The sequence below is a fragment of the Microbispora sp. CL1-1 genome (assembly GCF_012034195.1).
Taxonomy (GTDB): domain Bacteria; phylum Actinomycetota; class Actinomycetes; order Streptosporangiales; family Streptosporangiaceae; genus Microbispora.
In genome coordinates, this window is the sequence record NZ_JAATEK010000005.1 from 219,187 (window position 1) to 236,587 (window position 17,401).

Sequence of the window (17,401 nt, forward strand, 5' to 3'; positions counted from 1 at the left end):
GACGCCACCCCTGAGGGCTCGGGGACGAGTCAGGGGTTCCCCCGATGGCACGGGCATGGCGCGCGAGGCCAGGATGGGACCATGACCGAGGCACCACCGACACCCGCTCCCGACTCCCCCGGCACGCCCGAGCCCGAGAAGGTGCTCAGCCGCTCCAGGGACGGGCGCATGATCACGGGCGTCTGCGCGGGCCTCGGCAGGTTCACCGGCATGGACCCCGTGCTCTTCCGGGTCGGCTTCGGCGTGCTCGTCCTCGCCTCCGGCATCGGCGTCCTGCTGTACATCGCGGCGTTCCTGCTGATGCGCCAGCCGAGCGGTGGCCCCGGCCATCTGGAGCAGTGGACCCGGCGGATGTTCGACGCCGAGACCGTGCTGGCGCTGCTGGCCGCCGTCTTCGCGTTCGGCCTGATCATCAACGTCGCGTCCGGAGGGATCAACCGCGGCACGATCGTGGTCGGCACGCTGCTGGCCATCGTGCTGATGGCCGCCCACGCACGCGGCGTCGACCTGCTGACGATGGCCAAGTCGATGCCCGAGCGGGCGACCGGACGGCGTGGCATGACCCGGGCCACCACGAACTTCGCGCCGTTCACGCCCTTCGCCGAGCCGCCCACGCGGGAGCCGTACGCGGGGGGAAGGCCCGCGGCGGAGACGCCGCTGCGGGAGACCGCGGCGCCGCAGGCCCAGGCCCAGCGGCCCGCAGCCGACACGACGGACAACGCGGACACGGCGGATACGGCGAATACGGCGAACACGATGGGCGCGGCGGGCACCGCCGGCACCACCGGGACGGCGGACCCCGCAGCCCCTCGCCCGGCCGCGGAGAACGCGGCGGGCACGGCCGACCTCGGCCTTGGCACGGACAACGCGGCGAGCACGGCGGACTCCAGGGCTCCGCGCCCGGCCTCGGACGGTGCGACGGACCTCGGTCCGGCTGCCGACAGCGCGGAGACCACGGCACACCCCGGCCTGGCTGAGGACGGATCCGCAGACAGTGCCACGGACACGACCACGGACACGACGGCGGACACGACGGCGGACACGACCGTGGACAAGGTCGCCGACGAGACCGCCATCCACGACAGGACGGTCCCGGCCGCGTCCGAGGGCGACACGGCGGTCCACGACACGATCGTGCAGTACCCGGTGGCGGCGCCCTCGAAGTCCGTGGACGACACGCTCATCCAGGAGACCGTCTCCAGGGACGCGACGGCACCGGTGGGACGGGCCGACGGCGACCCGCCGACCCGGCCCTTCGAACCCCTCGCCCGGCTGGCGGCCGAGCCCGCCCCCGGCACGTTCACCCCGCACCCGAACACCCCCGACCCGACGAACACCCCCGACCCGACGAACACCCCCGACCCGACGAACACCCCGGACCCGAATCTCCCCGGTCCGGACGCCCCCGGCCCCGGCGGCCCGGCCGGCTGGGCTCCGGGAACGGCTCCGGGCGCGCCGGGGCCCTCCGTCTCCGCGCCTCCGGCCGGCGCCGGCTATCGGCGGCTGTCCGACCTGGCCCGCGAGGCGCGGGCGGGGGCGTACGGCGACGGCGGCGCCCGCGGCCACGGCCTGCGAGGGCAGGGCATGCGGGGACAGGACACCCGGGCGCAGGGGGCAGGCGGGCACGGAGCAGTCGGGCATGGCGCAGGCGGGCACGGCGCAGGCGGGCACGGCTTCGGGGCCGGTGAGCCCTTCGCCCCGCACGGCCCCTATTCGCGGCGGGAGCCTCACCAGCCCTACGGGACGCCCTATCCTCCTCCGCCCAGCCTCTACGGCCCGCCCGTGCCGCCGCCCCCGCGGCCGCCGAAGGCCAAGCGGCCCAGGTCGTTCGTCGGCGGCCTCACCATCTGCCTCGCCCTGATCGTTGGAGGGATCATGGTCACCATGCAGCGGACCGGCTCAGGCTCGGTCGGCCTGCCGGTCGTCGGCGGGGCGGTCCTCGTCACGATCGGGGTGGGCCTGCTGGTCGCGGCCTGGGTCGGCCGGGGCGCCGGGCTGATCGCCACGGGGACGATCGTGGCCCTCGTGCTGGTGGGAAGCTCGACGGTGAACGGCATCCCCCGCAAGATCGGCAGCTTCGTCTGGCATCCCGTCGGCGTCGTCCAGACACCCGGCGCGTACGAACTGGGCATCGGTGAGGGCAAGCTCGACCTGAGCGACGTGACGCTCAAGCCGGGCGGCCGGGTCAGGTTCGATGCCTCGGTGTCGATGGGGCAGCTCACGGTGGTCGTGCCGTCGACCGCCCGCGTGGAGGTGCACGGCTTCGCCAAGCTGGGCGAGGTGAGGATCGACCACAAGGTCGAGGACGGCACCGACGTGCAGTTCGACCGCGTCCTCGAACCGGAGACGCCCGTCGAGGGCGACCTGCCGACGATCGAGCTGTACGTCAAGGCCGGGCTCGGCGACGTGGAGGTGCGCCGTGGCGCCTGAGTCCCGACCCGAGCGTCCGCGCCGGGTGCACCGTACGAACTGGATGTCCCTGCTGTGCGGCCTGCTGTTCATCGGCATGGGGATCCGCTATCTCACCGCGCCGGAGCCCGACGCCGTCGTCATGGCGCCCGTCCTCGTCGGCGGGCTGGGGTTCGCGGCCTTCGTCGCCATCCTCGCCAAGGCCATCCGCCGCTGACGCCTCCGGCACATCCGCCGCCGACGCCTCCGACCGGCCTCCAGTCTCACGGATTCACTCGGCCGGTCACGTTAGACTGAACCGGTGTCCTCTCTGCTGGTCCTGGAATTCGTGAGCACCGTCCGGGCGAACCGGTCAGGACTCGTGGACGCGCTGGAGGACGTCGGCGGCCTTGCCGCCTGGGTCGGCGACCACGCGTCCGAGCTCGGCATCGACCCCGCCACGTTCGTCGCCACGGCCGAGATGCGCGACGAGGTCGTGGCGCTGCGGCAGGCGATCCGCGCGCTGTTCGCCCGGGCCGTGGCCCCCGGGCCGGCGAGCGGCGCGGACGCGGCCCGGCTGCCGGCCTTCGAGCCCTCCCTCGATCTCGTGAACGCCACCGCGGCGGCGGTGCCCGTTGCCCCCCGGCTCGAATGGCCGCCGGGCGAGGCGCCCCGCGCCCGGACCCTGCCCGCGCGGACCGCCGCCGACTCCGTACGCCTTCGGGCGGCCCTCGCGTCCGCCGCCGTCGAGCTGCTGGGCGGGCCGCAGCGGGAGCACCTGCGCGCCTGCCCGGCGCCCCGGTGCGTGCTGTATTTCGTCAGGGAGCACCCGCGCCAGGAGTGGTGCTCCGTGGCCTGCGGAAACCGCGCCCGCGCGGCCCGTCACTACCGGCAGCACAAGAACGCCTGAACCCCCGGGCCTCCGCCCTCCCACTCGGACCGCCACCCGCTCTCACCGGGCCCACTCACCGGGCCCACTCACCGGGCCCACTCACCGGACCCGCTCTCACCGGGCCCGCTCTCACCGGGCCCGTTCTCCCTGCCCGTTCTCCATCGCCGCGCCCGCGCCCTGCCACTCCGCGCTCCGGAAGCAACCCATCTCCTAATGGACTTTGACGTCGATTTCCGTTAGTCTGCCGTCATCTTCTAACGGAATAGCCCGTTAGAATTTGTGGACGAAGGAGCGGTCATGAGCTTCACCACGGGACACGTCGGGCTGAACGTCTCCGACCTCGACAGGTCGGTCGGCTTCTATCGGAAGGTCTTCGGCTTCGACCTCGCCGCGGAGTCGGCCGACGAGGCGCACCGCTACGCCTTCCTCGCCCAGGACGGCACGCTGGTGCTGACGCTGTGGCAGCAGAGCGAGGGCGCGTTCGCCGCCGGCCTGCCGGGGCTGCACCACCTGTCGTTCCAGGTGCCGGACATCGAGGCCGTACGCAGGGCGGAGGCCGTCGTCCGGGAGACCGGGGCGACGATCCACCACGGCGGCATCGTCCCCCACCGCGAGGGCGGCCCCTCGGGTGGCCTGTTCTTCGAGGACCCGGACGGGATCCGGCTGGAGATCTACGCGCCGAGCGGCGCCGACGACCGCCCCGCTCCCCGGTCCGACGTTCCGACCTGCGGTTTCTTCTAGAGATGCGGCACCCGGGAGAGATCGCGGTCCAGCGCCGTACAGGCGTCCGGCTGGAGGGGCACGGATCGGCCCGCGTACGCGCCGAGATACCGGAGGCCGCCGCGCGGTTCCTGGAGTCGCAGCGCATGATCGTGATCGGCGCGGAGGACCACGAGCGCCGGGTGTGGGCCGCGCCGCTCGCCGGCCGGGCGGGCTTCGCCGCCGCGGCCGGCGACCGCACGATCGTCGTGGACGCGGTGCCCGGCGCGCCGCTCGCGGGCGTGTTCGACGAGGAGCACGACATCGGCATGCTGGGCATCGAGCCCTGGTCCCGGCGCCGGATGCGGGTCAACGGCCGGGCCCGGCGGGACGGCGAGCGCCTGGTCGTACGGACCGAGCAGGTGTATTCGAACTGCCCCAAATATCTGCAGAAGCGGACGATCATCGATGACCTGGAGCCCGGCGAGCGGACGTCGTGGTCCGGAGACCGCCTGACGGAGGCCCAGCAGAAGTGGATCGGCGCCGCCGACACCTTCTTCGTCGCGACGCACGCGCCCGGGCTCGGCTCGGACGTCTCGCACCGGGGCGGCAACCCCGGGTTCGTCGAGGTGGTGGACGCCCGGCGGCTCGTCTGGCCCGACTACGCGGGCAACCTCATGTACATGACCCTCGGCAACCTGGAGCTGAACCCCGCCGCCGGACTGCTCTTCCTCGACTGGGCCACCGGCGACGCGCTGCACCTGACCGGCAAGGCGCGGGTCGACTGGGACCCGCACGAGGTGCCGGGCGCCCAGCGGCTCGTGGAGTTCGACGTCGAACGGGTGCTCCAGGTCAGCGGCGCGAGCCCGCTGCGCTGGGCGTTCGAGGAGTTTTCCCGGTTCAACCCGCCCGTCAGGGGTGCGTGAGGGACGCGCCCCCGAGGGGCTCGGAGTAGCCAAGGGCATACTCAGTATGCATACTGAGTATCCATGTCAGTACGACACGGCCTGCTCGCCCTGCTGAGCCGGGGACCGCGCTACGGCTACCAGCTCAGGGCCGAGTTCGAGGCGTCCACGGCGACGACCTGGCCCCTGAACATCGGGCAGGTCTACACGACGCTGTCCCGCCTCGAACGCGACGGCCTGGTGTCCCGCGACGACCAGGGCGGCCAGGACGAGCAGGGCCGGGTCCGCTACGCCATCACCCCCGAAGGCCGTGACGAGCTCGACCGGTGGTTCGCCAAACCCGTCTCCCGGGCCGACCGGCCCCGTGACGAGCTCGTCATCAAGCTCGCGATGGCGGTCACCACCCCCGGCGTGGACGTCGCGGCGGTCATCCGGGCGCAGCGCTCAGCGACCATGCGGAGCCTGCAGGAGCTCACCCGCGCCCTGCGGACCCTCGACGCGTCCACCGAGGCCGCCCAGCGTCTGGTCATCGACTCGATGATCTTCCATGCCGAGGCCGAGCAGCGCTGGCTCGACCACTGCGAGGCCGTCCTCGCCCGTTCCTCCGAGGAGAACCCGTGACCGAAACCCGACCTCCGGACCGGTTGCCCGCGCCGGACGGCGAGCCGGTCGTGCGCATGACCGGCGTCGTACGCGTCCACGGCGAGGGGACGGGTGCCGTCCACGCGCTGCGGGGCGTCAGCCTGGACGTCGCCGCCGGGGAACTGGTCGCGGTGATGGGCCCGTCCGGGTCCGGCAAGTCCACCCTGCTCAACCTCGCGGGCGGGCTCGACCGGCCGACGGAGGGATCCGTCGTCCTCGAAGGCCGGGAGCTGCGGGATCTGTCCCCGAAACACCTGGCGGAGCTGCGCCGCAGGAGCGCCGGATATGTCTTCCAGGATCTCAACCTCATCCCGTCGCTGACCGTCGCCGAGAACGTCGCGCTCCCGCGCGAGCTGGACGGCGTCCGTACGGCGAAGGCCAGGGCGGAGGCGACGGCGGTGCTGGAGGAGGTCGGCCTCGGGGACCTCGGCGACCGGTTCCCCGACGACCTGTCGGGCGGCCAGCGCCAGCGGGCCGCCATCGCCCGGGCCCTCGTCGGCCGGCGGAGGCTGCTGCTGGCGGACGAGCCGACCGGCGCACTCGACACCCGCGGCGGCGACGAGATCATCCAGGTGCTCCGGCAGCGGGCCGACGCGGGGGCCGCCGTGCTGCTGGTCACCCACGAGCCCCGTTATGCGGCCTGGGCCGACCGCGTCGTCTTCCTCAAGGACGGGCAGGTCGTCGAATCGTCCGCCGCGGGGATGGAGACCGCCCGATGAGCCCGATCCATGCGAGCGGGGTGAGAGCGGCGTTGCGGATCTCCCGCCGCAACGCCCTGCGGTCGAAACGGCGCAGCGCGCTGATCCTCGCGATGATCGGGCTTCCGGTCGCCCTCGCCGTCCTCGCGCTGACCGCACTCTTCCCCGCGGCGGGAAGCGACCGCGAGCACTACCCGATCGGGCAGGCCGACGCGGTGGTGACCGGCGCCCACGGGTGGGCGGGCCTCGCCCAGGACGCATGGGGCAACACCCGGGACGCACAGGGCAACGGCGTCTCCCCACAGCCCGGCGACGTGCCGTTCACGCAGGCCGAGGTCACGGCGCTGCTTGCGCCCGGCAGCCGGGTCGTCCCGGTGGCGCGAGGGACCTTCCGCTACCTGACCCCGCAGGGGTACGAGACGGGAGAGATCCGTCAGGTCGATCTCCGCGATCCGATGTCCCGGGGCACCTTCCGGCTGACCGAGGGCAGGCTGCCCGCTGCCCCCGGCGAGGCGGTGGTGTCCGCCGACCGGCTGAAGAGGGACGACGCGCGGGCGGTGGCTCCGGGAGTGACGCTCCTCGTCGGCGACGAACGCCGCCCGGTGCGGGTCGTCGGCGTGGCCCTGTTCGCCCTGGCGGGAATCGGGCCCACGCTCGCGACCTTCCCCGGCAGCCTGCCGGACGACGCCTTCGGGCCGGCCGACCCCGAGCTGATGTCACGTGCCTGGCTCGTGGACTCTCCACGGCCGGTGACGTGGGCGGACGTGCGGCGGCTGAACGCGCAGGGCCTCGTGGTCGTCAGCCGGGCCGTCACCGACCGGCTCACGGCGGACGAGCCGCCCTCGCGCGTGTCCGACCCCGTGCGGGCCGTGCCGTGGGTCGCGATCATGCTGCTGGAGGTCGTCCTGCTGGCAGGGCCGGCCTTCGCCGTCGGACGGCTGCGCAGGTCGCGCGAGTTCGCGCTGGTCGCCGTCCAGGGCGGCTCCCCCGCACACCTGCGGACGATCGCGCTCGCCGACGGCCTGCTGTTCGGCGTGGTCGCCTCCGCACTCGGCGCGGCGCTGGGCGTCGTCGCGTCCCGGCTCGCGACGCCGCTGCTGGAGTGGTGGGCCGGGGTCCTGCTCGGCCCGTTCCGCGTCCCCTGGGCCGAGGTCGCGACGACCGCCGTGCTAGGCGTCGTCGCGGGACTGCTGGCCGCGCTCGCCCCGGCCGTCGCGGCGAGCCGTACGGACCCCGTCGCCGTGCTGTCGGGCCGGCGCGAGCGGAGCCGAGAGCGGGCGGGCCGCCCGCTGCTGGGAGCCGTGCTCGTCGTCGCGGGCACGGCGGCGACGATCGCGAGCGCGGGCCACGACATCGCCTGGACCGCGACCTCGGCCCTGGTCACCCAGCTCGGCCTGGTCGCCCTGGTGCCGGTGCTCCTCGCGGCGACGGCCCGGCTCGCCGCCCGGCTTCCCCTGCCGCTCCGGTTCGCCGCCCGGGACGCCGTACGCAACAGGGGCCGTACGGCGCCCGCCGTCGCGGCGGTGATGACCGCGGTCGTGGCGCTCGTGGCGGTGGGAGTGGCCGGGCACAGCGTGGCCGCGCAGAGATCGGTGCTGGACTACGCACAGGCTCCGGCCGGGGCTCTCCAGGTGACCGGGCCGGACCTCACTCCAGAACTCTGGGACCGCGTGCGCTCCGCCGTGCGCGAGGAACTGCCCGCCCGCGTGCCGCTGATCGAGGCGCGGATGCTCGCGACCCGCTCCGGCGCCCCGCTGTTCGCCTTCGTGCCGGACGACGCCTCGGGGACCAACCGGGTGGAACTGCTCGACGCGACCGGGTCCGGCGGATTCCTGGTGGGCGGCGAGGACCTGCTCCGCTACGTGCTGCGGCGCGAGGACCCCGCCGCGGTGGCGGCGCTCCGCGAGGGGAAGCCGGTCGTGCTCAACCCCGATGTGATCCGTCAGGGCGAGGTGCGCATCGGGCTGACACCCGCGACCGGAGGGGAGCCTCTGGCGCTCACCCTGCCCGCCGTCGGCGTGCGGCCCACCGGGCAGGGCTGGGCCCGCGTGGTCGTCTCACCCGAGGCGGCGGCGAAGAACGGGTATGCCGCGGTCACCTGCATGCTCGTGGTGGACCCCGCGGACTTCCGCACTCCGCGGGCGACGGCCGACCGGATCGCCGCGAAGGTGGAACGGATCACCGGCAAGGCCGCCGTGCGGCTCGAGACTCTGGAGACGCCCGGCGACACGCTTCTCCTGGTCGTGCTGGGCATCATCGCGGCCGTGCTCGTGCTGGGGATGACGTCGGTCGCGACCATGCTGGCCGCCGTCGAAGCGCGCCCCGACCTGGAGACCATGTCGGCCGTGGGGGCGGCGCCGCGCGTGAAGCGGGCCGTCGTCGCCGGGCAGGCGCTGGTGATCGCGCTGCTGGGCTCGGTCACGGGCGTGCTCGCCGGCCTCGCCCCGGGCGTCGCCGCGGCCTCGCGGCCCATCCCCCACCCGACCATGGTCCTGCGCCCCGACGGGGTGACGACGATCGTGCCCGCGGAGGCGCCGACGATCGCGATCCCCTGGGCGCTCATCGGCCTGCTCGTCGTGGGGCTCCCCCTGCTGGCCGCACTCGGCGGCGCCGCGTTCACCCGGTCGCGCCTGCCGCTCCCCCGCCGCAGGGCGACCTGACCTCACGAACCCGGCGGGCCCCTCGGCATCTGGCGGGAGGCCGAGCGACGCACACGCCTCGTCGTGCGCCGGTCGGCCCCCCGCCGGGCGGTTGAGATCGTCGAGAGGGGTCGTCAGCGGGGGAGCAGTTCGTAGGAGCGCTGCTGGGGCAGACCCGCGAGCTGCCGCTGGCCCTCCGTCAGCAGCGCGGCGATCGGACCGGGCTCGCGCAGCCGGGTGAGCCGGTCGCGGTTGTACTTGCGCAGGCGCGCCGCGCGGCGCTTGGCCGCCGCCGCCTTGAACGCCGCGACGTGCTCGCGGTCGGCCTTGCGCGCGCCGCTCAGCTCGTAGCCGTACGCCGTGAGCCGATCGGCGAGCACCTCCTCGCACAGCGAGATCTCCCAGGGCTCCAGCCGGGAGGCCCACTTGCCCGAGTGGGCGGTGGTCACCTCCTCGTGCGTGTTGCTGTGCCACACCTTGTGCTTGGGCACGGCGAGCTCGGCCACGTGGCGCGGCTCGCACATCGCCGGGTCGTAGTCCTCGCCGAGGAACACGCACAGCTTCTTCAGCTCGGTCTCCGGGTCGGCGGTGAGGTCCTCGTAGCGCAGCTCGTAGAAGCTGTCGGCGGGCAGCTTGCGCGCGTGCCGGCGGCCGAAGTCGATCGCCTCGGCCCAGTTGGCCATCGCGTGCACGGCGTCGGCCTTGTACCAGGGCATCTGCTTGAGCGAGGCCACGCAGTCGCGGCCGTCCCTGACGAGGTGGACGAACTGCGCGTCGGGGAACATCCGCATCAGCATCTCGACGTGCCGGTAGTAGCTGGGCCGCTTGTCGCCCCAGCGCGGCTTGCCGAAGCGCTCGGCGTAGCACTTGAAGACCATGCCGATGACCGAGCCGAAGCTGCCCGGGCCGAGCATGGCCGCCTGGACGAACTCGGGGCGGCTCAGCCCGAGCTCGTGGAACTTGGTGGTGCGGCCCTCGGCGATCCAGGTCGCCAGCCTGCGCCTGTTGTCGGCCAGCCGCATGTCGCCGTACGCCCTGCGGGAGAAGTAGGCCGGGACGAGGAACCGCGTCTCGGGCGGGACCGCGATGCGCGGGTGCGAGTGCAGCATGAGCTGCAGCATGGTGGTGCCGGAGCGCGGGCAGCCGACGACGAAGACAGGTCTGTCCGAATGCATGAGTTCTATCCCCCGTGGTGAAATTTCCGGACGTCACGCCGCCGCCCGCCCCCCGGGCGCGGCTCGTGACGCGGGCGGCGTCACGCCGTACAAGTAGTGGATCATCAGGCCGAGAAGGCCGGTCAGACGAGGATCTTCTCTCTCTCGGCGGCGGTGCGGGGCACCTGGCGGGACGCCAGCCAGACGCGGTAGACCAGGAACATCTCGAACGTCAGCAGCAGCGTGCCGGCCACGGCCGCGACCGGCACCAGGGCCGCGGCTCCGAACAGCGGGGCCACGACGAAGACCGCGGCGTGAAACTCGATGCCGCTCACGACGTGGGTGCGCACGCGGTGCCGCACCAGGAAGACGCGGAAGCGGTCATACCAAGGGAAGCGCGCGTGGAACGCCTTCTGCAGGTCGACCACCGTGGCGCCGGTGTCCTCGGCGGTCTGCTCGAACTCCGCGGCGGCCTGCTCCAGCTCGCTTCGCGGCCGGGAGCGCAGGACGCTCTCGGCGAGGACGTACTGACCCTCCAGCCGTGTCTCCAGCAGCGCGCGGGTGGCGTCCTTGACCCGCTTGAGCTGCGGGCCGTTGATGTAGCGGAACAGGTCGAGCACCACGACGCCGACGGCGGCGAGCACCACGTCGGTGTCGCCCGTGCGGGTGTACTCCCCGAATCCCCACCCGAAGGCGCAGCAGACCACCCGCACCCGGTCGCCGACGTAGTCGAGCCACAGGCCGAAGGGCGTCCCCGTGCCCTTGAGCCTGGCGATCTTGCCGTCCATGCAGTCGACCGTGAAGCTCAGATAGAACAGCACCGCACCGGCGACGAGCATGCCCTCCGTGAAGGCCGCCGCCGAAGCGAAGCCGATCAGCATGGACAGTCGTGTCAGTGCGTTCGGCGTGATCGAGGTGTGATTGGCCACGAGCAGCGCGAGCCGGCAGGCGAGCGGATCGACCATGAAGACGGTCCACCACGAGTCTCTCGGCTTGCGCGTCGCGAGTATGTCGTCCAGCGTGAAGCCTCCCATGCAGGCAAGAATGACTACAACGGGTAGCCGTTGGCCTGCTCTTCGGTAACAGGCAGGGCATCTCATTGCCGCTTCTTGACCGTCTCCCCCATCTGGGTAAACCAACCGCCAATCCGGTCGCCAATCGGTTACAGTCCGTGGTCGAGGGGGAGACCATGCCCGTTGTCACGTTGTACCGGCGGCTGCAGGGGCGGCTGCCGTCGTGGGAGCCCGCGCCGCGCGCCGCTCTCATCCGGGCGGACGCGGGTCCGCTCCAGGCCCAGCGCGAGACGCTGGACGTGGTGTGCGCCCTGCTGGGCGAGGCTGCCGTGCCGTACTTCTGTGTGCGCCCGCAGCCCAACCGGCCTCCGGTGATCGCCGTGCCCGAGGACGACCGCACCCGCGCCCTCGCCGCGCTCGCGGCCGGCAGTCATCCGCTGTTCGCGTCGCGGCAGCCGTACGGCAGGCAGCGGGCGCGCCAGGCGGACGCGGGCCGGATGCGCCCGGTGCGGCGCGCGGCGGCGCTGCTCGGCGACGCCAAGGTCGTGCGGCTGGCCATGTATTTCGCCAGCCCCTCGCGCACACTGACGCTCGGTCCGGAGCACGGGTGCGACCTGGAGTTCTGGGCCCGGGAGGGCGACGAGCTGGTCGCACCGAGGCCGAACCCCGCCTGCGACCGCGTCCCCGTCGACGGCCCCGCCGTGGACGGCGGCGAGGAGCTGTTCACCCCGCTGGCGTGCGCCGCCCGCAGGGCCCGCGCCTACCGCACCCGGCCCGAGTTCGTCCGGCGGCTGCTCGACGACATCGACTTCCCGATCGACGCCGTCTACACGTGGGTGGACGGCGCCGATCCGGCCTGGCGGGCGCGCCGCCACCAGGCCGAGCGCGCCGAGGCGCTGCGCACCGGCGCCCCGCCGAGCGAGATGGCGACCACGGAGGCCAGGTTCACCAGCAGGGACGAGCTGCGTTATTCGCTGCGCTCCCTGCTGATGTACGCCCCCTGGATCAACCGGATCTGGATCGTCACCGACGGGCAGACGCCGCCGTGGCTCGACACCACCCACCCGATGATCGCGGTGGTCGACCACAAGGAGATCTTCACCGACCCGTCGGTGCTGCCGGTGTTCAACTCGCACGCCATCGAGACGCAGCTGCATCACATCGACGGGCTCAGCGAGCACTTCCTCTATTTCAACGACGACTTCTTCCTGGGCCGGCCGCTGCCGCCCCGCACGTTCTTCGAGGGCAACGGGATCACTCGTTTCTTCCCCAGCACCGTTCACGTGCCGTTCGGCGTGCCGGAGACCGAGGAGTCGCCGGTGCACGCCGCCGGCATGAACAACCGGCGCATCCTGGAGAACCTGACCGGCCGCACGATCACGCAGAAGCTCAAGCACGTGCCCTACGCGCTGCGCAGGTCGGTCATGTACGAGCTGGAGGGGCGGTTCGCGGCGGAGTTCACGGCGACCGCGCGCAGCAGGTTCCGCACGTCGCGTGACATCTCGGTGGTGTCCTCGCTGGCGCACTACTACGGCTACCTGAGCGGGCGGGCGGTGCCCGGCACGGTCGACTACACCTACGTGGACCTGTCGCTGCCGAAGACGCCGGCCAAGCTGCGCCGCATGCTGGCCCGGCGCAGGCACGACGTGTTCTGCCTCAACGACACCGCCCCCACGACGGCCGAGCAGGACGCGCTGCTGGGCCGGTTCCTTGAGGCCTACTTCCCCACCCCGGCGCCGTTCGAGCGGTGAGCGGGCCGCGGGTCATACCTGTCGTACCTGTCCACGAACATGCCCCGGAAGGTCCAGCGGCCGGCCGGGGCGAACGAACGCTCGACCAGGGCGCGCCTGCGGGCGGGCATCGCGTGCTTGCCCGTCTGGCCGACGACCCAGAGCGTACGCAGCCCGTCGAGCCGGGCGGCGAGCACCCGGGGGCCCACATTGCGGCCGGAGAAGCTGCCGTCCCGCTCGGGTGACCGGGCCAGCGCCACGTCACGCAACCTGCCGAAGACCGACGGATAGACCGCTTCGTACTTCCTGACCTTGGCGGGGACGAACAGCACCCCGTCACCCGGCTTCGCCTCGGCCGCGAGCATCGCCATGACCGGCCGCGGATCGTCCTGCCTGCCGTCGGGCCCTCGCGTGGCGAAATGCCCGGGAACCGACAGGCCGAGCCAGGCGGTCAGCATGGCCGCGCCGAGACCGGGAGGCAGCGCGGCGAGGCCCGCCCCGGCGAGCAGCGCCGCCGCCGGGACGCAGTGGAAGACGTAGCGGAACACGTACACGGGATGGATCGCCCACGAGGCCGCGAGCAGCACCAGCGCGGGCACGAGCAGCCACGGCAGCGTCAGCCGCACGAGCGCCGCCTGACCGGAGCAGGCCGCAGCGGCCCGCGGCTCTTCCAACCGTCCCACGGCGGTCTCCGGGAGTTCCCGCGCGCTGCGCGCCCGGCGGACGCCCGCGACCGCGGCGTACACGAGGCCGAAGAGCACCAGCGCCCAGGTCAGGGGGGCCACTCCGGGTCCGGTCGCCCCGCCGAGGTCGCCCGACAGCCGGACGGCGAGCGTAGCGACGTCGGCCGCCTCCGGCCGGGGAATCCACCCCACCTGCGCGCTCTGCCGTGAGCCGAGCCAGGCCAGCGGCGCCACGGCCGCCAGCGCCGGGGCCGCCGCGCACGCCCACCGGAGCACCGGTCCCCTCGACAGGACCACGGCGAGGCCGTGCGCCCCGGCCAGGAGGAACGCGAACAGGTTGAGGTAGGCCAGCACGGTCAGCGCCGTCGCGTACGCCGCCAGGACCGCCGACGTGGGCGACCGCATCAGGCGCAGCAACAGCAGGGTCGCGCCGACGGCCGCCGCCGCCGTCAGCGCGTACGGACGAGCCTCCTGGACATACCTGGAGAAGATGGGCATGAGGGCCAGCAGCGCGCCGCCGTACAGGCCCGCCCGGGGGACGCCGAGCGCGCGGCCGATCGCGCCGGTCCCGGCGGCGGCCAGCGCGCCCGCGACGACGGACGGCAACCGCAGCGCCACCCCGGCCGTGCCGGACAGCCCCGCGACGACGTGCATCAGCGCGTAGTAGAGGCCGTGCACCACGTCGACCGACTGCAGCATGTGCACGAGCTGGGGAAGGGTGCGGCCGGCCGCGCTGACGGTGGCCGCCTCGTCCCGCCACAGCGGCGGCCCGCCGAGGTCCCAGAGCCCGACGACGAGCGCGAGCACGGCGGGGACGACGATCACGGCGGCGGACCGGGCAGGCCGTTCGGGTTCCCCGGCGGGGCGCCTCACGGGAGCGGCGGGCACGGCGCGGCGTGACGCGCCGGCCGTACGGCGAGGCGGACGGGGGGCGGCCTGCCGGGACGTGCGACCGGCGGCGGCCTGTGCGGCGGCCTGCCGGGTGGCGCGGATCATGGCCGCAGGCGCGCGACCACGCGCGCCGAGGCGTGCCCGTCGTCCCAGGGGCAGTAGGTGCGGGCGAACCGCTCGTAGCGCGCCGCGAACCGCCCCAGATCGCCGTGCCGCAGCACGTCGAGCACGTCGTCGCCGGTTCTGAGCACCGGCCCGGGGGCCTCTGCCTCGAAGTCGAAGTAGAAGCCGCGCACCTCGTCGCGGTAGCGCTCCAGGTCGTGGGCGAAGAACACCATGGGCCTGCCGGTGCACGCGAAGTCGAACATCGCCGACGAGTAGTCGGTGACCAGGACGTCCGCTGCGGCCAAGAGATCCGCCATGTCCGGAAATCTGGAGACATCGCGGACGCGGTCGCCGTCCGGGATCGTCATGTCCCGCGCCATCAGATAGTGGGCCCGCACGAGCAGCACGTCGTCGTCGCCCAGCGCCCCGGCCGCCCTGACCGGGTCGAGCGCGAGCCGGCCGGTGGTGTCGTCGTCCCGCCACGTCGGCGCGTAGAGGATGACCCGCCGGCCGTCCGGCAGGCCCAGCCGCCGCCGCGCCGCGCGGGCGCGTGCGGGATCGAAGAGCGCGTCGTTGCGCGGGTAGCCGGACTCCAGGATCTCCCCCGCGTAGCCGAACGCGCCGCGCAGCGCGCCGGTGGCGAACGGGCTCGGCGACAGCAGCAGGTCCCAGGTCGCCACCTGCCGCGCCAGCTCGTCACGCGGCACCCGCTGCGCGTACGGCATGCCGTCGAGATCGAGGCCCAGGCGCTTGAGCGGCGTGCCGTGCCAGGTCTGCACGACCGTCTGCCCGCGCGGCTTGCGATACCACCCCGGCTGGGTGCGCCGGTTGGCCACGACGAAGCGGCTGGTGCGCAGCGCCTCCTCGTGCTCGCGCGAGCCGTACAGGACCAGCCGCACGCCCGGGGGGACCGCGAACTGTCCGTCCCTGGTGACCCAGACGATCTCCACGTCCGGGTGGCGGCGCGCCAGCTCCTCGGAGACGGCCCGGGGATTGCACGAATACTGCCCGCCGCCATAGCTGTCGAACACCGCCGCGTTCCGCAGGGCCGTGCGTCGCGGCGCTGCCGCCCGCCGCCTGCGCGTCGCGTACGGCCCGCGCTCGTGCGGGCCGAGCGCCGGGCGTACGGCGAGGCTGAGGTCGCCGTCGCGCGAGGTGCGGACCGCGATCTCGTGGAACCCGGTGACACGCGGTCTCGGCGGGTCGGCGATCAGCGCCGGGCTGAGGCGCACGCGCTCCTCCCCGCCCGCCGGCGACAGGGCGACCACCCGCCAGGTGCCGCTGCGGAGCGGAAGTCCCTCGGCCGTCCTGCCGATGACGGCCGTCCACGTCGCCTCGTCTCGGCGTACCGGCCAGGAGTGCCGTTCGGCGCCGCACTCCAGCACGATCCGGTCCGCCGGGCACCGGCCCGTCCACTCCAGGAGCAGCTCGCCTGCCTCCGTCCACCGGACCGCGCTCACGAGGCCGCCCGGGTCGGGAGCCGGGTCGCCGGTGGTGCGGGGGCCGAGCATGAGCCCGCGGTCGCGGGTGAGGGAGACGCGCACGTTCCCGGCGTCGAAGACCCGCTCACTCGGTGCCCCGATCGCCCGGCCCGTCCGGGTCACACCCCGCGCGTGGACCCGCGCGTGCAGCGCCCACCGTCCGGCGGGCAGGGTGTCGAGGGCGACCACGGTCTCGAAGCCGGCGTCGTCGTGGCAGGCGACCGACTGGCGGGAGTCCGCGGTCACGTCGGGCCTGCGGGTCCGGTGCACCGGCAGGGTGATCCGTTCCTCCCCGCGCTGGAGCCACAGCTCGATCCGGCTGCGCCGGCTGTCCAGGTGGGCGATGTACGCGTGGCCGGTCAGGGCGAGCCTGCCGTCCGCGTGGCGTACGTCGTCGACGCAGGCGACGAGCCGCAGGTCGCGGGTGGCGTCGAACAGCGAGCGCGGGAGCCGGGGGTCACGGCGGAAGGGGTAGTCGAGATACCAGCGGCGGGGCCGCAGCCCCCGCCGGAGCACGCCCCGGTGCCTGATCTCCGACGCGGCGAACGTCCGCAGCTCCGCCAGCTCGCCGGTCATGCCGTGCGCGGCGAAGTGGATCTGGAGCCTTCTCAGGACCGGCAGCCGTTCCACCGCGCCGGGGTCCAGGCGGCCCAGGCGGCCCAGCACCTCGGCGAGGCCGTCAGGCACGTGGTCGCGTACGGCCTCCAGCACGGCGTCGAGGTCGGGCCCCTCCGCCAGGCGCATGTCGTAGGCCGCGCGGAGCTGCGGCGCGTGCCGTGCGAGCAGGTCCGACACCTCCAGCATCGCCTCCAGACGGCGCAGCGGGTCGGCCGGCGGCCGGGACCCGCGCGTGAGGCAGACCACGTCGCCGAGCACGTCGGCCGAGGTGGACAGCACGTGCGCGGGAATCGTCACGGGGAAGTCCTCGCCCAGACCCACGGGGAAGGCGAACTCGTGCCGGTTCCAGAACTCCCGGCGGAACACCGTGCCCCCCGCCCGCGGATCGTCCAGCAGCTTCTGGTGCCGGGTGATGTGCGTGCGCAGCCTGGGCTTCGGCGCAGGGCCCGACGACCGGCCCGGGTCTTTCGGCGTCCAGGTGCGGATCCGGCCGCAGGCGAGGTCGGAGCCGGTGTGGTCGAGTGCGCCGACCAGCGCGCGGTAGGCGTCGGCGGGGACGACCGAGCCGGGGTCGGCGAAGGCGAGGTAGCGCCCGGTGGCACAGCTCGCGCCCGCGTTGCGCGCCGTGCCGGGGTCGTCGCCGCCGTCGCCGAGCGTGAGGAGCGTGAACCTGTGGTCGGGCGGGCGAAGCCCCCGCGGGCGGCCGACGAGGATCACCTCCAGGTCGTCCAGGGTCTGGTCGCGCAGGGATTCGAGGCACTCCTCGGCGTGTTCCTCCCCGCCGTGCAGGGGGACGACCACCGAGAGCCTGACAGGCACCGTCACGCCGTCAGGATGCCGATGGGCGGCCTCGCGCCACCGGC

Annotated in this window: 13 protein-coding genes; 9 read left to right on the plus strand and 4 right to left on the minus strand. The window is 73.7% G+C overall.

Annotation, left to right across the window (positions count from 1 at the left end; translation table 11 throughout):
• Nucleotides 1–81 precede the first annotated feature (81 nt).
• From HCK04_RS08705 to HCK04_RS08740, 8 genes are all read left to right on the plus strand, one after another.
• On the plus strand, nt 82–2,430 hold the full coding sequence (locus HCK04_RS08705) for a PspC domain-containing protein (RefSeq protein WP_142646661.1): 2,349 nt from the start codon (nt 82–84) through the stop codon (nt 2,428–2,430).
• Nucleotides 2,420–2,626, plus strand: coding sequence for a hypothetical protein (locus HCK04_RS08710; RefSeq protein WP_142616461.1), 207 nt, complete (start codon nt 2,420–2,422; stop codon nt 2,624–2,626). The genes HCK04_RS08705 and HCK04_RS08710 overlap by 11 nt, the downstream gene beginning before the upstream one ends.
• Nucleotides 2,627–2,710: 84 nt before the next feature.
• On the plus strand, nt 2,711–3,298 hold the full coding sequence (locus tag HCK04_RS08715) for an ABATE domain-containing protein (RefSeq protein ID WP_260617168.1): 588 nt from the start codon (nt 2,711–2,713) through the stop codon (nt 3,296–3,298).
• 279 nt (nt 3,299–3,577) lie between these two features.
• Nucleotides 3,578–4,021 (plus strand): VOC family protein, encoded by a 444-nt coding sequence (locus tag HCK04_RS08720; RefSeq protein WP_142646662.1) that lies wholly within the window; start codon nt 3,578–3,580, stop codon nt 4,019–4,021.
• A 2-nt stretch (nt 4,022–4,023) separates the two neighbouring features.
• Nucleotides 4,024–4,905 carry a pyridoxamine 5'-phosphate oxidase family protein gene (locus tag HCK04_RS08725; RefSeq protein ID WP_142646663.1) on the plus strand — a complete coding sequence of 294 codons (882 nt, stop codon included), beginning with the start codon at nt 4,024–4,026 and terminating at the stop codon, nt 4,903–4,905.
• Nucleotides 4,906–4,968: 63 nt separating this feature from the next.
• Nucleotides 4,969–5,505, plus strand: coding sequence for a PadR family transcriptional regulator (locus HCK04_RS08730; RefSeq protein WP_142646664.1), 537 nt, complete (start codon nt 4,969–4,971; stop codon nt 5,503–5,505).
• 56 nt (nt 5,506–5,561) lie between these two features.
• Nucleotides 5,562–6,245, plus strand: a complete 684-nt coding sequence (locus HCK04_RS08735; protein WP_142646754.1) for an ABC transporter ATP-binding protein — start codon at nt 5,562–5,564, stop codon at nt 6,243–6,245.
• Nucleotides 6,242–8,884 carry an FtsX-like permease family protein gene (locus HCK04_RS08740; protein WP_142646665.1) on the plus strand — a complete coding sequence of 881 codons (2,643 nt, stop codon included), beginning with the start codon at nt 6,242–6,244 and terminating at the stop codon, nt 8,882–8,884. The genes HCK04_RS08735 and HCK04_RS08740 overlap by 4 nt, the downstream gene beginning before the upstream one ends.
• 113 nt (nt 8,885–8,997) lie before the next feature.
• Here HCK04_RS08740 and HCK04_RS08745 read toward each other — a convergent pair whose 3' ends face one another.
• Together HCK04_RS08745 and HCK04_RS08750 are read right to left on the minus strand one after the other, a co-directional pair.
• Complete coding sequence (locus tag HCK04_RS08745; protein ID WP_142646666.1) at nt 8,998–10,038, minus strand: sulfotransferase; 1,041 nt, start codon at nt 10,036–10,038, stop codon at nt 8,998–9,000.
• A 122-nt stretch (nt 10,039–10,160) separates the two neighbouring features.
• Nucleotides 10,161–11,051, minus strand: coding sequence for a CDP-alcohol phosphatidyltransferase family protein (locus HCK04_RS08750; RefSeq protein ID WP_142646667.1), 891 nt, complete (start codon nt 11,049–11,051; stop codon nt 10,161–10,163).
• 155 nt (nt 11,052–11,206) lie between these two features.
• Between HCK04_RS08750 and HCK04_RS08755 the strand changes: the two genes are divergently transcribed.
• Nucleotides 11,207–12,781 (plus strand): stealth family protein, encoded by a 1,575-nt coding sequence (locus tag HCK04_RS08755; protein WP_142646668.1) that lies wholly within the window; start codon nt 11,207–11,209, stop codon nt 12,779–12,781.
• Here the strand turns inward: HCK04_RS08755 and HCK04_RS08760 are convergent.
• Complete coding sequence (locus HCK04_RS08760) at nt 12,748–14,439, minus strand: hypothetical protein (RefSeq protein ID WP_168065743.1); 1,692 nt, start codon at nt 14,437–14,439, stop codon at nt 12,748–12,750. The genes HCK04_RS08755 and HCK04_RS08760 overlap by 34 nt on opposite strands.
• Nucleotides 14,436–17,363, minus strand: a complete 2,928-nt coding sequence (locus HCK04_RS08765; protein ID WP_168065745.1) for a bifunctional glycosyltransferase family 2 protein/CDP-glycerol:glycerophosphate glycerophosphotransferase — start codon at nt 17,361–17,363, stop codon at nt 14,436–14,438. The genes HCK04_RS08760 and HCK04_RS08765 overlap by 4 nt, the downstream gene beginning before the upstream one ends.
• Between the last annotated feature and the right edge of the window lie 38 nt (nt 17,364–17,401).

Coding starts and splice junctions, on each gene's coding strand:
- HCK04_RS08735 (WP_142646754.1), top strand. CDS start 5,562: ATGACCGGCGTCGTACGCGTCCACGGCGAGGGGACGGGTGCCGTCCAC.
- HCK04_RS08740 (WP_142646665.1), top strand. CDS start 6,242: ATGAGCCCGATCCATGCGAGCGGGGTGAGAGCGGCGTTGCGGATCTCC.
- HCK04_RS08705 (WP_142646661.1), top strand. CDS start 82: ATGACCGAGGCACCACCGACACCCGCTCCCGACTCCCCCGGCACGCCC.
- HCK04_RS08760 (WP_168065743.1), bottom strand. CDS start 14,439: ATGATCCGCGCCACCCGGCAGGCCGCCGCACAGGCCGCCGCCGGTCGC.
- HCK04_RS08745 (WP_142646666.1), bottom strand. CDS start 10,038: ATGCATTCGGACAGACCTGTCTTCGTCGTCGGCTGCCCGCGCTCCGGC.
- HCK04_RS08750 (WP_142646667.1), bottom strand. CDS start 11,051: ATGGGAGGCTTCACGCTGGACGACATACTCGCGACGCGCAAGCCGAGA.
- HCK04_RS08730 (WP_142646664.1), top strand. CDS start 4,969: ATGTCAGTACGACACGGCCTGCTCGCCCTGCTGAGCCGGGGACCGCGC.
- HCK04_RS08725 (WP_142646663.1), top strand. CDS start 4,024: ATGCGGCACCCGGGAGAGATCGCGGTCCAGCGCCGTACAGGCGTCCGG.
- HCK04_RS08720 (WP_142646662.1), top strand. CDS start 3,578: ATGAGCTTCACCACGGGACACGTCGGGCTGAACGTCTCCGACCTCGAC.
- HCK04_RS08755 (WP_142646668.1), top strand. CDS start 11,207: ATGCCCGTTGTCACGTTGTACCGGCGGCTGCAGGGGCGGCTGCCGTCG.